Annotated in this window: 13 protein-coding genes and 1 tRNA gene; 7 read left to right on the forward strand and 7 right to left on the reverse strand. The window is 68.9% G+C overall.

The genetic code is table 11. The features are described from left to right. The first annotated feature begins 10 nt into the window (after window positions 1–10). Window positions 11–307 (forward strand): FliM/FliN family flagellar motor switch protein, encoded by a 297-nt coding sequence (locus VGN45_RS01840; protein ID WP_327458698.1) that lies wholly within the window; start codon window positions 11–13, stop codon window positions 305–307. A gap of 4 nt (window positions 308–311) precedes the next feature. On the opposite strand, the gene VGN45_RS01845 is transcribed toward VGN45_RS01840, so the two are convergent. Both VGN45_RS01845 and VGN45_RS01850 read right to left on the reverse strand, forming a co-directional pair. Continuing rightward, a complete protein-coding gene (locus tag VGN45_RS01845; protein ID WP_327458700.1) occupies window positions 312–854 on the reverse strand; it encodes a fasciclin domain-containing protein in 543 nt (180 codons plus the stop codon). 11 nt (window positions 855–865) lie between these two features. Next, on the reverse strand, window positions 866–1816 hold the full coding sequence (locus VGN45_RS01850; protein WP_327458701.1) for a hypothetical protein: 951 nt from the start codon (window positions 1814–1816) through the stop codon (window positions 866–868). 101 nt (window positions 1817–1917) lie between these two features. Between VGN45_RS01850 and VGN45_RS01855 the strand changes: the two genes are divergently transcribed. The 4 genes from VGN45_RS01855 to VGN45_RS01870 all read left to right on the forward strand — a co-directional run bounded on the left by VGN45_RS01855 (window position 1918) and on the right by VGN45_RS01870 (window position 6194). Continuing rightward, a tRNA-Leu gene (locus tag VGN45_RS01855) sits at window positions 1918–2004 on the forward strand. A gap of 128 nt (window positions 2005–2132) precedes the next feature. Next, entirely contained in the window at window positions 2133–3533 is a 1401-nt protein-coding gene (gene mgtE, locus VGN45_RS01860; RefSeq protein WP_327458703.1) for a magnesium transporter, read from the forward strand. Window positions 3534–3570: 37 nt separating this feature from the next. Then, entirely contained in the window at window positions 3571–5001 is a 1431-nt protein-coding gene (locus VGN45_RS01865) for a glycoside hydrolase family protein (RefSeq protein WP_327458705.1), read from the forward strand. A 32-nt stretch (window positions 5002–5033) separates the two neighbouring features. Next, window positions 5034–6194 (forward strand): isovaleryl-CoA dehydrogenase, encoded by a 1161-nt coding sequence (locus VGN45_RS01870; protein WP_327458707.1) that lies wholly within the window; start codon window positions 5034–5036, stop codon window positions 6192–6194. A gap of 16 nt (window positions 6195–6210) precedes the next feature. On the opposite strand, the gene VGN45_RS01875 is transcribed toward VGN45_RS01870, so the two are convergent. Together VGN45_RS01875 and VGN45_RS01880 are read right to left on the reverse strand one after the other, a co-directional pair. Further along, window positions 6211–7632 (reverse strand): acyl-CoA thioester hydrolase/BAAT C-terminal domain-containing protein, encoded by a 1422-nt coding sequence (locus tag VGN45_RS01875; RefSeq protein ID WP_327458709.1) that lies wholly within the window; start codon window positions 7630–7632, stop codon window positions 6211–6213. Between the two features lie 105 nt (window positions 7633–7737). After that, entirely contained in the window at window positions 7738–8553 is an 816-nt protein-coding gene (locus VGN45_RS01880; protein ID WP_327458712.1) for a LytTR family DNA-binding domain-containing protein, read from the reverse strand. A gap of 138 nt (window positions 8554–8691) precedes the next feature. Here VGN45_RS01880 and VGN45_RS01885 point away from each other — a divergent pair, with 138 nt between their 5' ends. Continuing rightward, a complete protein-coding gene (locus VGN45_RS01885) occupies window positions 8692–9351 on the forward strand; it encodes an exopolysaccharide biosynthesis protein (protein WP_327458714.1) in 660 nt (219 codons plus the stop codon). Window positions 9352–9398: 47 nt separating this feature from the next. On the opposite strand, the gene VGN45_RS01890 is transcribed toward VGN45_RS01885, so the two are convergent. The 3 genes from VGN45_RS01890 to flbT all read right to left on the reverse strand — a co-directional run bounded on the left by VGN45_RS01890 (window position 9399) and on the right by flbT (window position 11295). After that, on the reverse strand, window positions 9399–10229 hold the full coding sequence (locus tag VGN45_RS01890) for a flagellin (RefSeq protein ID WP_327458716.1): 831 nt from the start codon (window positions 10227–10229) through the stop codon (window positions 9399–9401). Window positions 10230–10550: 321 nt separating this feature from the next. Further along, a complete protein-coding gene (flaF, locus tag VGN45_RS01895) occupies window positions 10551–10913 on the reverse strand; it encodes a flagellar biosynthesis regulator FlaF (RefSeq protein WP_327458718.1) in 363 nt (120 codons plus the stop codon). Then, window positions 10873–11295, reverse strand: a complete 423-nt coding sequence (gene flbT / locus VGN45_RS01900) for a flagellar biosynthesis repressor FlbT (RefSeq protein ID WP_327458720.1) — start codon at window positions 11293–11295, stop codon at window positions 10873–10875. Before flbT ends, flaF begins: the two co-directional genes overlap by 41 nt. Window positions 11296–11436: 141 nt before the next feature. On the opposite strand from flbT, the gene VGN45_RS01905 reads away from it, so the two are divergent. Then, window positions 11437–13239, forward strand: coding sequence for a tetratricopeptide repeat protein (locus VGN45_RS01905; protein ID WP_327458722.1), 1803 nt, complete (start codon window positions 11437–11439; stop codon window positions 13237–13239). Window positions 13240–13245 lie beyond the last annotated feature (6 nt).

Consider the following 13245-nt stretch of genomic DNA (forward strand, 5'->3'; position numbering starts at 1 on the left):
TCGGAGCATCATGCAAAACCCTCAGTCCGCCATCCTGTTCGAGTCCGCGTCCCCCATGTCCCAGATCGAAGCCGTCGACGTCGAGATCTCGGTCGTGCTGGGGCGATCCGTGCTGCCCATGGCGCAGCTGCTGAAGATGGGCCGCGGCGCGGTGATCCCCCTGGACGCGTCGGAGCACGACGAGGTCTGGATCCTGGCCAACAACCACCCCGTCGCGCGCGGTGAGATCTCGATCCACGAAGACCGCATCGCCATCACCGTGACGCGCGCCGCCGACGTTTACGACTACATGGCCGGCGCGGCCTGACCGATCAGGCCGCCGGCGCCTTCAGCAGAACGGCGTCCACCGGATGGATGACGCCGTTGGACGCCAGCGTCTCCGACCCCGTCAGCCGGCCCCGCGCCCCGTCCGGCGTGGCCACCACGATGGCGTCGCCTTCCCGCGAGAAGGTGACCAGACCGCCGTCCAGCGTCCGCATCTCCACGGCGCCGTTTTCCGCCCGGGTCAGCGCCGCCTCGACGTCCGCGCGGGTGACGGCGCCGGGGATCATGTGGGCCCGCAGCAGGGCCGCGGCCTGCGCCTTTTCTGCTTCGTCGCGGAAGTCGAACACGTCCGCCGAGCCGAACGCGCCGTCGGCCGGAGCGAAGACGGTGTAGGGGCCGACGCCCTCCAGCACCTGCTCCAGGCCGGAGTTGGCGACCACCGCCTCCAGCGTGCCCAGGTCGCCCGCGGCCTTGAGCTCCGCCGCCAGCGTGCGGGGCGACGGCGCCGCCGGCCCGTCGGCCTCGGCCGCCGGGTTGCAGGCCGAGAGGGTGAGAGCCGCCAGAACGGCGACGGTGGAAACGCGAACCATGCCTCTTCCCCTCAGACCAGCAGCTGGATCACGGCCTGCACCAGCTGGGTCGTGGGATCGACCTGGTACACATAGCCGTCGTTGTAGCGGTACCAGCTGTCGGCCGTGTCGACGTACTGGTCGCGGTAATCGTAGGGCACGTTGTAGACGTCATAGCCTGCGGGCATCCTCTGGCCGACGTTCCACTGTTGTCCCGTCAGCAGGGCAACCACCGAGTTGATGGCCTGGGTCTGCGGGTCGACGCCGTACAGGACGCCGTCGGCGTAGCGGTAGTCGTACGGCTGATTCAGGCGCCAGTAGTCGGTGTAATAGTCCGGGGCCGGACGATACTGATACTGCTGCGGCCAGACCGATCCGAGGCCCAAGGCGCCGCCCAGCACGGGAAGCCAACCAGCGACGCCGCCGTCGTCGGCGATTCGGTAGACGTAGCCGTCGTCATAGCGCCAGCGGCCGTCGTCGCGGTTGCGGCTCCAGTACCAGTCGTTCCAGTCCCGATCTCGACGATCGACCTGCCGGGCGAGGCCGGGGGGCAGGCAGCCGTTGTTCTTCTTCGCCAGTCCGGGCGGGCAGCCCTGGATGGCGACGGCGCGCGGCACGTCGCGCAGGATCACGACGGGAGCGCCGTCGCGGACGGCGCGGCGCACCTCTCGCTCGTCCCAGGGGCGGTCGTCGTCGTCGCGATCTCGCCCGCGTGGAACGGGCTGAACGCGGGCCTCGGCGCGCTCCCAACGATCATCGTCGCGGTCGCCACGCCCCCTGCCCCGGTCGTCGTCCCGTTCGGCTCGTTCCTGACCGCGTCCGCGACCCTGGTCGTCGTCGCGATCGTCGCCGCGCTCGGCCTGACCGCGGCCGTTTCCGTTTCCATTGCCCTTGCCGTTCCCGTTGCCGTTCTGGGCGAGAGCCGCGCCGGGCAGGGCCAAGGCGGCGGCGGCCACGGCGGTGATCGTCAAGAAGTTGCGCATGTCACTCTCCTTCGAGGGTGACGAACGTGTGTCGGCCCGCAGACGTTCCCGGCCCCTTCCCTTCCCGCCGCCTTTCGGCTATCGCCCCCGCTCCGATGCGAGCGGTCGTGGCGGAATTGGTAGACGCGCAGCGTTGAGGTCGCTGTTCCCTAACCGGAGTGGAAGTTCGAGTCTTCTCGACCGCACCACCCTGCTTCGCCCTCCGGGCTACGCAGGTCATGCCATCGGAGCAGGGCGGCACAGGATGGCTGGGCCGTCTTTTGACATTAGGGACGCGCATCGGCTGAGAGCTGATTCATAACGGGGAGGACGCCGCGTGAGCACCGACGCCATCGCCCCCCTCGCGCCCGAGATCGATCACGAGGCCCTGGACGAGGACTACGTCCTGACGCCGGCCTTCGTCGAGAAGGTGGTCGACGCCGCCGACGACGGCGACGGGATGCGGCTGCGCGACCTGACCGAAGACCTGCACCCGGCCGACGTGGCCGACCTGATGGGCTTCCTGACGGCCGAGCACCGAGCCGTGGTCGTGCAGTGGCTGGCTCCCGACCTGCTGGCAGAGACCCTGCCGGAGTTGGACGACGGCATCCGGGAGGAGGTGCTGGAGCGGGTTCCGCACGTCACCCTGGCCGAGGCCCTGCAGGAGCTGGATTCCGACGACGCGGCGGCGGTGGTCGAGGATTTGGAGCAGGACCAGCGCGAGAAGGTGCTGGCCGCCATGCCGGAGATCGATCGCGCGGCGATCGAGAGCTCGCTGGGTTACGCGGAGGATTCCGCCGGGCGCCTGATGCAGCGCGAGGTGATGGCGGCGCCGCAGTTCTGGAACGTCGGCGACACCATCGACCACATCCGGTCCCAGGGCGAGGACCTGCCCGAGCTGTTCTTCGACATCTACGTGGTCGATCCGCTGAACCGGCCGGTGGGCGGGGTCTCGGTCAGCGGCCTGCTGCGCATGCCGCGCGCGACGAAGCTGACGGACATCATGGAGCCGGTAAACGAGATCACCGTCGATCAGGACCAGGAAGAAGTCGCCTACATCTTCGAGAAATACCACCTGATCTCGGCCCCGGTGATCGATTCCGCCGGGCGGCTGGTGGGCCAGATCACCGTCGACGACATCGTCAACATCATCCAGGAGGAGAACCGCGAGGACATCCTGCGCCTGGCCGGGGTGTCGGACGAGGGACGCGGCTCGGGCGTCTGGGGGGTGATGCGGTCGCGCATTCCCTGGCTGATCGTCAACCTGGGCACGGCGCTGTTCGCCAGCCTGGTCATCAGCCGGTTCCAGGCCGAGTTGGAGGCCCTGGTGGCGCTGGCGGTGCTGATGCCGATCGTGGCGTCCATCGGGGGCAATGCGGGCACCCAGGCGTTGACGGTGTCGGTGCGGGCCCTGGCCGCACGCGAACTGACGGGCGCAAACGCTCTGCGCATCCTGTGGCGCGAGGTGCGGGTGGGGCTGATGAACGGTCTGACCATCGCCCTGTTGCTGGCGGCGGTGGCCGGTGCGTGGTTCGGCCTGCCGCGACTGAGCCTGACCATCGGCCTGGCGGTGCTGATCAATCTGATCGCGGCGTCCTTGGCGGGAACCCTGATCCCACTGGCGCTGGACCGGCTTGACCGCGACCCGGCCGTGGCGTCGCCCGTATTCGTGACATGGATAACGGATACGGTCGGGTTCCTCAGCTTCCTGGGGCTGGCGGGCCTGATCCTGCTCTGACGCCGATCGTCCGGCGCAGGGCTTGCTCCGTCGCCTGGTGAGCGAAACCCGTCGTCCCGATCTGGAACACCCCGTGTCCGAACCCGCCGTGCCAGCCCGCCGCAAGGTCTCCCGCGAGGGGATCGTGCTGCTGAAGAGCTTCGAGGGCTTCCGCGCCCGCGCGGAGCGTGACGGCGACGGCTGGGTGATCGGCTATGGCCACCGCAAGTCAGCGCGTGAGGGGCTGACGGTCGGAGAGGCCGACGCCGAGCTGCTGCTGCAATACGATCTGATGCCGGTGGCGCAGGCTTTGAACGCCCTGCCCGTCGCGCTGAACGCGCACCAGTTCGACGCCCTGGCCAGCTTCGCCTTCTCGGTCGGCGTGGAGCGATTCCTGGCGTCCGACGTGCATGCACGCCTGGCCGAGGCGCGCCCGGACGCAGCCGCCGAAGCCCTGCTGGCCTGGAGCGAGCCGGCCCCGGCGGTGGCCGGCCTACGCCGCCGCGCCGCCGAGCGCGCCCTGTTCCTGGCCGACCCTCACCGCCCCGTGGCCCTGGCGGAGTTGCTGGCCGCCCCTCTGCCCGCCTCGCCGGAGCCGATCACGGCGCCCGTCGCCGAAGCCCGCGCCGCCGCGGTCGCCGCCCTGCTGGGAGAAGCGGAGGCGCCGGCGCAACCGGATCCCGAACCGGAGCCGCGTCCAGTCGACGCCGTGAGCGTCCCGAGCTTCATGGGGACCGACGTCGCCGAAACCCTGGTGGTGGAACCCGCCCCGGAGCCGGTTCAAGTCGCGCCCCCCGCTGAGCCTTCGCCCCGCATCATCGCCCAGTTCGCCGCGCCCTATGGCCCCGCGATCGTCGGCCCCCTGCCGGGGTTCCCGACGGCGGCCGGCCCTGCCGCGCCGGCCGCTCCGACGCCCGCCAAGCCCGCTCCCCTGCCGCTGGCGGCGGATCCGGTCGTGGAACCTGAAGTCGCGCCGCAGCCGGAGCCCGAGCCGGCGCCGGACCCTGCGGCCGCGCAGGCGCCGATGCCCCCGGCCGCCGCGTCTGACGCTCCTTGGCCGACGCCGCCGACGTCGCCCTTTCCCGCCCCAACTGTCGAGCCGCTGGTTCTGACCCCCGCGCCCGAGAGCGAGGCGCCCGCGCCCCGTCCGATTTGGGACGAGGCCGTACGCGGGGCGGAGACTCCCGCGCCCGACCAGGACGTCCTGTTCGTCGAGGCGCCGTCCCAGACCTCCATCCTGCGCCACGAGGAGGAGCCGGACGGCCCGCGCCGCTTCGACTGGAGCGAGACCGGCATGTACGTGATCATGGGCGGGCTGGGCCTGGTGTCTTGCGCCGTCTCAGCCGCCGCCTTCCGCGTGGCGGTCGAGGATCCGTCGCCGATGGGCGAGACGACGGCGGTCGCCTGGACCCTCGCGGTCATCGGCGCGGTGTGCGTCGGCGCGGCGTCTCGGCACTTCTGGATCCGTGCGACGTCGCGCAAGGGCTGACGCTCGCCGGGAACGATGCTAGGCCGCGCGTCATGAGCATCCCCAACGCCCCCCAGAGCATGGAATTCGGCCTCGGCGAGAGCGCCGACATGATCCGCGAGACCACCGCCCGCTGGGCCGCCGACCGGCTGGCCCCGCGCGCCGCCGAGATCGACGAGAAGAACGAATTCGCCCGCGACCTGTGGCCCGAGATGGGCGAGCTGGGCCTGCACGGCATCACCGTGGAGGAGGAGTTCGGCGGACTGGGGCTCGGCTATCTGGAGCACTGTGTGGCGATGGAGGAGGTGTCGCGCGCCTCGGCCTCCATCGGGCTGTCTTATGGGGCTCACTCGAACCTGTGCGTCAACCAGATCCGACGCTGGGGCACGCCGGAGCAGAAGGCGAAGTACCTGCCCGGCCTGATCTCCGGCGAGCACGTCGGCTCGCTGGCCATGTCTGAGGCGGGCTCCGGCTCGGACGTCATGTCGATGCGGACCCGCGCGGAGAAGAAGGGCGACCGCTACGTCCTGAACGGCACCAAGTTCTGGATCACCAACGCGCCGCACGCCGAGACCCTGGTCGTCTATGCCCGCACCGGCGAGGGCAACGGCGGCGTCACCGCCTTCCTGGTCGAAAAGGGCATGAAGGGGTTCAGCGTCTCGAAGAAGCTGGACAAGATGGGCATGCGCGGGTCGGACACCGCCGAGCTGGTGTTCGAGGACTGCGAAGTCCCGGAAGAGAACGTCATGGGCGGCGTGGGCCGCGGCGCGGCGGTGCTGATGAGCGGGCTCGACTATGAGCGCGCGGTGCTGGCGGCGGGGCCGCTGGGGATCATGCAGGCGGCGCTGGACGTGGTCCTGCCCTACGTCCGGGACCGAAAGCAGTTCGGCAAGGCGATCGGGTCGTTCCAGCTGATGCAGGGCAAGGTCGCCGACATGTACGTCGCCCTGAACTCGGCCCGGGCCTATGTCTATGCGGTGGCCAAGGCGTGCGATCAGGGACTGACCACGCGCTATGACGCGGCGGGCGCGATCCTGCTGGCGAGCGAGAACGCGGTGAAGGTCACGCTGGAGGCCGTGCAGGCGCTGGGCGGCGCCGGCTATACCAAGGAGTGGCCGGTCGAGCGGCTGGTCCGCGACGCCAAGCTTTACGACATCGGCGCGGGGACCAACGAGATCCGCCGGTTCCTGATCGGGCGGGAGCTGCTGGGCTAGAAGGTCCGGCCGAGAGTCACAGCACCCGCTTCAGAAACGCGATCTTCGCCTCGTAGGCCGTGGCTTCGGCCCGGCCCTGCGCGTCGATGTCGGGGGCGAAGGGCGACGGGTCGTCGACCTGCCACAGGCGGTGCGGGTAGAGGCCTTCGCCGCACAGGAAGTGACCGCCCGTAGGGCTGATGAAGGTCTCGACGAGATCGCCCTTGCCGACCGCGTCCATGGCGTTGGAGAGACTGCGGACCATTGCGCCGCTGGACCAGGTCCGATCGCGGTCGCCGCCGATAAGGAACAGGCGCGCAGAGGTGCGCTCGATCGGGATGCGGGCGGCGCGAGCTTCGGAAGCAAACTCCGCGCGGGCTCGATCGTAGCGGTCGGTGTTGTCCAGGAAGTCGTCGCGACGATCGCCGTAGGTGGGAATGTAGGCCAAGGGACGCCCCTGCCAGGACCAGCTGGAATAGGTTCCGGGCTCGGGAACCTTGACCGCGCCGCCGTCGAAGATGGCGGAGCCGTATCCCTCCCATACGACGTCGCTGGGCACGCACCCCACGGCGGCCTTGACCCAGTCATAGGTGACCGCGCCGACCATGGCGAACTCGGCCCCCTTGCTGTTGCCGACCAGCCCAAGACGCGAAACGTCGGCCTCGGGGCGATCGGCCAGCCACAGACGCGCGCGATCCAGCAACTCGACCGGAATGTTCTCGTGCGCCGTGGGGACGGTCAGATCACCGATCTCGTAGGGCCAGGCGAAATAGGCGACGGCGAGGACGGCGAAGCCCTGTTCCGCATAACGGGCGGCGACGTCGCGGGCCTTGTCCAGACTGCCGCCCTCGCTGCCGTGAAGATGGATGAGGGTGGGCAGGGCAGACCCGCCGGCGGGCGCGGCGAAGGCGCCGACCAGACCCGGAGTCACGACATCGACGCGCGTCATGGCGGCGCGCACGCGGTCGACGCCGAAGATGCGCTCGACGACCACCTCGTGTCCACGGGTGATGCGCAGCATCAGGGTGGTCTCACTTGTCAGGTCCACGCCTTCGGATGCGAAGGCCTGGTCCGCCAGCAGAGGATCGCCCTGACGGCGGCCGGACCAGAACAAGGTGCGGGGCCCGACCGCCAGACTGCTGCCGGCCTCAGGGACCGAGGTCTGCAGATCGATTGCCCCGGCCGCGTCGGCGCGATGACGCCCCCATGCATGCATCAGGGTCGGCTCAGGGCGCCAGCCGCCCGATCCGTCGGAGACCCACCTCGTCAGCTTGCGAAACAGGTGCAGAGTGACCGTTTCGCCCGGCGCGAGGCCCTCGACCTTAAGAAGCGGCGTCTCGCCCCGCACATAGGCCTCGCGCGCGACGACGACGGGATCGCGGCGATGCGGGCCTGCGGCCAGGGCGACGGGCTGAAGCGTGATCGCAGCGAGTACGGCTGCGGCGATGAAACTGCGCATATTCGGCTCCGGTTCGGGACGTCGACACTGGAGCGTCCGGCCTTCGTCCAACGAAAAATGTCATGAGCCGACACGGGGCGCCGACGAACCGACACGGGCCGACCCTCAGACCACCGCCTCCCGCACCAGGCGGGCGCCGTCGCGGCTGGTGACGACCTGATCGCCGTTGCGCAAAGTGAGCTGGAGACGCCCGTTGCCCGCAGGCTCGGCGCGCACGACGGCGTCTCCGTTGATCAGATGCGAGCGATGCACGCGCAGGAAGGGTTCGCCGCTCAGCCGCGCGGCGCACTCGCCCATGCCGATCCGCGCCAGAACGCTGCGGCCGTCCAGGATCAGGCGCGAGCACTCGCCGTCGGCCTCGATGCGCACGATCTGGCCAGGGTCGATCGGCAGGATGCCGTCGGCGGTCCTCACCAGCCAGCGGCGGGGCGCGGCGGGCGCGCCCCCCAGCCGGGCCTGCGCCAGATCGCGTCGTGCCGCGAGCAGGAGCCCTGCGGTCAGCGCAAGGGCGGCGTAGGTCAGGCTCTGGAACGTCTGCCAAGGCAAGGCCGCGCCTTGGAAGAACCGAACCCAGATGCCCTCTGCCTCGACCCGGGCGGTGAGCGCGAGAAGGAAGATCGTCGCCGCATATGACGTGGTCGCATAGGTCAGGGCCGAGGCCACTCCCAGGCCGATCGCCTTGAATGGCCTGAGTTCCGCCAGGCGCGGAGCCACGCGCTCGACGAGGGGCACGGCCATCAGCACATGGGGAGCGGCGTTGCACAGTCCGCGCAGCGCATGATCCAGCGGCGACCACCCCTCGGACGTGATCGCGAAGACGACGGCGTAGAAAGACGCCAAGCTGAAGACGCTCGCCGTCCACATCCGCCACGTCAAGGCGATCGGGGCTTGGGCCGCCCGCGCATTCGAACCGCGTTCCATGTCCGATGGGTAGCAGCGCCGGCGATTTCGTCCAGCAGGAGGCGCCGCCCGATGCGGAACTCCGACACCTCCCGACGCTTGAACGGCAGCCTGTCCATTTCTTAAGTGGCGCGAGGGGGCGCGAGCCGCCTAAGACGGATGACCCTGTTCGACGGCGGCTTCATGAACGACGGCTCCAACTCCTTCAGCGCGCGGCCCTTTTCCCAGGTGCTGACGGACGTCGGCGCCAAGGATCATCCCAAGCTGACCGTGGGCGAACTGGTCGATGCCTTCGGCGAGCGGGGCTTCGGCGCCGTGCTGCTGATTCTGGGGCTGTTGAGCGCCCTGATCGGGACCATCCCGGGCACGACGACGATCATCGGCATCCCCATCCTGATCATCGGAGCCCAACTGCTGTTCCGGCGCGACGAGCTGTGGCTGCCCGGATGGATCCTGAAGCGCGATCTGCCTCGCCCGGCGTTCGCCGAGGCGGCGGCCAAGGTGAAGGGGCGGCTGGAACGGGTCGAGCGGTTCAGCCGGCCGCGCCTGATCTTCATGAGCGGCGACCTGTCGGAAGCGCTGATCGGGCTCATGTGCGTGATCTGGGCGGCGGTGCTGATGCTGCCGCTGATCGGGTTCAACCTGGTGCCTTCGCTGATCGTGGCCGCTTTCGGCTTTGGTCTGATGCAGAAGGACGGCGTCGTCATGCTGATCGGCTGGGTCGGATCGCTGGGCATGGCGATCTTCACCTGGGTCGTCTGGGAGACGGTGTCGCGCGTGCTGGCCGCGACGTGGGAGATGGTCGCCGGCCGGTTCTGAAAAAGGCGCCGAGGGATCCCCCGGCGCCTTCTCAGGTTCCTGGAACGTCAGCCGCGGAACAGCGACAGGACCAGCTGCGGCGTCTGGTTGGCGATGGACAGGGCCTGGACCCCAAGCTGCTGCTTCGTCTGCAGCGCCTGGAGCTTGGCGCTCTCCTTCGCCAGATCGGCGTCCACCAGGTTTCCGACCCCCGACTCCAGCGCGTCCGACAGTTTTCCGACGAACGACAGATGGGTGGTCAGGGCCTTCGACTTCGTCCCCAGACGCGCCAGGGCGCCGGACACGTTGTTGATCGACGCATTGACCGCGGCCAGGGAGTTGGTGGCCTTGGTCAGGGTGTCGATCGCCTGGGTGGTCGCGACCGTCACGATGGTCCCGCCCAGCGACATGACCTCCGCCGCCACCGTGATGGTGGCGTTGCCCTGAGCATTCGCCAGGGCCCGGAAGCCGGTCGCGCCGGTCTTGAGCAGATTGACCCCGTTGAACTCGGCATTGTTGGTCACCGTCGCGATCTGGTCGCGCAGGGCCTTGAAGTCCTCGTTCAGCGCGGTGCGGGCCGCCGTGGTCAGCGACGCGTCGGTCGCCGCGAGCGCTTTCTCCTTCAACTGGAGCAAGAGGTCGGAGACCGTCTCGCCCGCCGCCAAACCGACGTCGACCGCGGCGACGCCTCGGTCGAGCGACTGCTTCACCGCCCCCAGGGCGCCGATGTCGGACCTTTGCCCCTGGGCGATGGCCCAGATGGCGCCGTTGTCCTTCACCGTGGCGATCTTCTTGCCGGTGTTGATCCGGCTTTGCGTGACCGCCAGGTCGGCGTTGGTGGCGTTCAGGTTCTGGAGCGCGATCATCGCGCCCACATTGGTGTTGACCGAGTTGTTCATGGTCGGGTCCTTCCGTTCTGGTCGGGGGGTCTGGCGGTCTTCTGACCGCTGAACCGGTTCTGGTTCACCCGTGCGCGAAGCAAGAAGAGGGCCAGCCTAAGACATTGATTTCGTTTGATTAGACTTATGGCTGAGATTGCCGGTGGGCAAAATCCTCACCGCAGGAAGAGGGGGACCGCGGAGGGCTAAGCCCGACGGGGTGGAGAGGGACTGATCCTGGGGGCGCAGGAAACGGGAGACCTCAGCGGATGCAGCAAGCCCCCTCCACCCCCGTCGCTGCGCTCCGGCGGCCCTACTCCCCCTACGGGTGAGGATTCGAGCTCAGGCGGCTTCGGCGCCGGGGGCCAGGCCCTGCATCACCATGCGGTTGATGTCGATCAAGGCTTCGAAGTCCTCTTCGCCGCGCATGACGGCGGAGGAGTGCCGGTTCACGAACAGGCTGATCGAGATGATCTGGGCCTTAAGAGGATTGTTCAGCGCGTTGTCGGGGTCAGAACAGTCGGTCGCCAGCGTCGACCACAGGCGGCGGTTCCAGTCCAGCGCGTCGATGCGGGTGGCGATGTCTTCGGCCGGCACGGTCGAGGCGTGCATCAGGGCGCGGGTGACCTGCCCGAACAGCCGATACTCCAGCTCGCGCGGGGATTCAGCCCGCGTCGCCGCGGTCTTGTACGCCTGAAGCGACATTCGACAGCTGTTCCTCGTAATCCACCAGTTTTCGGGCCGACATCAGGGCCTTGTAGTACTCCCGCGCCATCACGTGCCGCGAAGCGGCGACGCACTCGGCCAAAATGTCGGGGTTGCGCGTCGCGCTCATGAACTCGGTCAGGCGACGGGTGAACTCGTCATAGACCTTGGGCGCGGCGCTTTCGTCCAGGTACATCATCATGACCGGGAAATAGATGCGGGTGGCCGGGGTCTTCACGTCCTCGACCTGCATGATGTCCTTCTCGCGCAGGACGCTGGCCTTGTTCTGAAGGATCAGCACGCCGCGCCGGTCGCCGTTCTGGACGACGGCCCCGTTGAGCACGAACTTCTCGCCCGGCTTCAGCGACAGTTTCAGCGGCATGGTGCGGCTCTTTCTCCGGCCCGCGCTTCCGGACGCTAAGCGTCGCGCGGCTGACGCAGGATGAACGGACGTGGTTAACCAGGTGTTGTGAGAGGGGGTGGCACGTTGAGGCGACACCGTCGATTCCCGCGTGAGCCCGAGATGACCGCCCCAAACGCTTCCCAGGACGTCACCGACCAGCCGCTGGTCCACGCCCCCGCCCCGGTCGCTCAGGGCACGGCCGGCGATTCGGCGTCGGCGGAGGCGATCCGCCGGCTGTCGCGCACCCTGGCGGGCGGCGGCGCGCTGAAGAAGCAGAAGCGATTGATGGATCTGCTCAAGGGCGCGGTCGCCGCAATGCGCATGCGGGACTTCGACGCCGGGGCGAACCGGGCGCTGGAAGCGTTGAAGATAGACGAGACGTCGGGTCTTGCATGGCACGTCCTGGCCATCTGTCAGGAGAAGGTCGGACGGTTCGTGGAGGCCATCCAGGCCTATGAGGCGGCGTTGGCCCTGCTGCCGGAGGATCCAGCCATCGCCCATGACCTGAGCCGGCTGGCGCAGCGTTTGGGGCATCTGGAGATCGCCGAGAAGCTGTTGCAGAAATTCCTGGCGGCCGAGCCCGGTCATATCGACGGGACCAACAACCTGGCCTGCGTGCTGCGCGAGCAGAACCGTTATGACGAGGCGATCGACCTGCTGCGCGGCATGATCCAGATCGAGCCCGCCAGCGCCCTGTTGTGGAACACTCTGGGCACGGTGCTGAGCGATCAGGGGCGGATGGCGGAGAGCCTGCCCTTCTTCGAAGAGGCGCTGAGACTGGAGCCGGATCTGGCAAAGGCCAGGTACAACCGCGCCAACGCACGCCAGCCTCTGGGCGATCTGGCCGGCGCGCTGGAGGACTTCGACGCCGCGCTGGAAGGCGCCGAGCCGGGGTATGAGGCCGCCATGATGCGTATGGCGCGTGCCATGACCCTGATGGGCGTGGGGCGTATCCCTGAAGGCTTCCACGAGTACGAGGTCCGGCTGGACCCCGACATGCCGGACGCCATGCAGGTGGTGACCGGATCGCCGCGCCGGACGGACGAGCCGCTGGCAGGACGGTCGCTGTTGATCGTGGGCGAGCAGGGTCTGGCCGACGAGATGGTGTTCGGCGGCTGCGTGGGCGACGCCATCAAGGCCGTGGGCCCGGACGGCTGGGTCCATGTCGCGGTCGAGCCGCGGCTGGTGACGCTGTTCCAGCGCAGCTTTCCGACCGCGTGCGTGGTCGGGCATCGGACGGTGCGGATCAACGGCCGGCTGCACCGGATCATCCCCGACGTCGACGACCGGACGGAGAGCGAACGTCCGATCGACTTCTGGACGCCGATGGCGACCCTGCTCGCCGACTTCCGGCCGTCGGTGGACGCCTTCCCCGACCGCGCCGGCTATCTGACGCCCGATCCGGAGCGGGTGGCGCGATGGAAAGCTGAGCTGGCGGCGCTGGGAGACGGGCTGAAAGTCGGCCTGCACTGGAAGAGCCTGATCCTGAGCGGATCGCGCGGCCGATATTTCTCCAGCTTCGACCGCTGGAGGCCCGTGCTGGAGACGCCGGGGACGGTGATGGTCAACCTGCAGTGCGGGGACGTGGCCGACGACCTGGCTCAGGCAGAAGCGGCGGGGGTGCGTATCTGGACCCCGCCGTTCGATCTGAAGGACGACCTGGAGGATTTGGCCGCCATGTCGTGCGCGCTGGATCTGGTGATCGGGCCTGGCATCGCCGGGACCAACATCGCCGCCGCCGTGGGGGCCCGGACGTGGATGCTGACGGCGCCGGACGACTGGCATACGTTGAACACCGACCGCTATCCCTTCTATCCGCACACGCGCCTGTTCAAGCGCTCCTTCGACGGCTGGCCGCAGTCCATCGCAGAAGTGCGCTCGGCGCTGGACCGGGCCGTGGCCGGGGATTGGAACGCCGCCTGACCGGAG

It is taken from the genome of Brevundimonas sp., from assembly GCF_035999125.1.
In the GTDB taxonomy this organism is placed as follows: Bacteria; Pseudomonadota; Alphaproteobacteria; order Caulobacterales; family Caulobacteraceae; genus Brevundimonas.

What these genes read in the sequence shown, in the direction of transcription:
- VGN45_RS01845 (WP_327458700.1), bottom strand. Translation starts at nt 854, where the DNA reads ATGGTTCGCGTTTCCACCGTCGCCGTTCTGGCGGCTCTCACCCTCTCG.
- VGN45_RS01880 (WP_327458712.1), bottom strand. Translation starts at nt 8,553, where the DNA reads ATGGAACGCGGTTCGAATGCGCGGGCGGCCCAAGCCCCGATCGCCTTG.
- VGN45_RS01840 (WP_327458698.1), top strand. Translation starts at nt 11, where the DNA reads ATGCAAAACCCTCAGTCCGCCATCCTGTTCGAGTCCGCGTCCCCCATG.
- VGN45_RS01905 (WP_327458722.1), top strand. Translation starts at nt 11,437, where the DNA reads ATGACCGCCCCAAACGCTTCCCAGGACGTCACCGACCAGCCGCTGGTC.
- VGN45_RS01850 (WP_327458701.1), bottom strand. Translation starts at nt 1,816, where the DNA reads ATGCGCAACTTCTTGACGATCACCGCCGTGGCCGCCGCCGCCTTGGCC.
- VGN45_RS01870 (WP_327458707.1), top strand. Translation starts at nt 5,034, where the DNA reads ATGAGCATCCCCAACGCCCCCCAGAGCATGGAATTCGGCCTCGGCGAG.
- flaF (WP_327458718.1), bottom strand. Translation starts at nt 10,913, where the DNA reads ATGTCGCTTCAGGCGTACAAGACCGCGGCGACGCGGGCTGAATCCCCG.
- VGN45_RS01885 (WP_327458714.1), top strand. Translation starts at nt 8,692, where the DNA reads ATGACCCTGTTCGACGGCGGCTTCATGAACGACGGCTCCAACTCCTTC.
- VGN45_RS01875 (WP_327458709.1), bottom strand. Translation starts at nt 7,632, where the DNA reads ATGCGCAGTTTCATCGCCGCAGCCGTACTCGCTGCGATCACGCTTCAG.
- flbT (WP_327458720.1), bottom strand. Translation starts at nt 11,295, where the DNA reads ATGCCGCTGAAACTGTCGCTGAAGCCGGGCGAGAAGTTCGTGCTCAAC.
- VGN45_RS01890 (WP_327458716.1), bottom strand. Translation starts at nt 10,229, where the DNA reads ATGAACAACTCGGTCAACACCAATGTGGGCGCGATGATCGCGCTCCAG.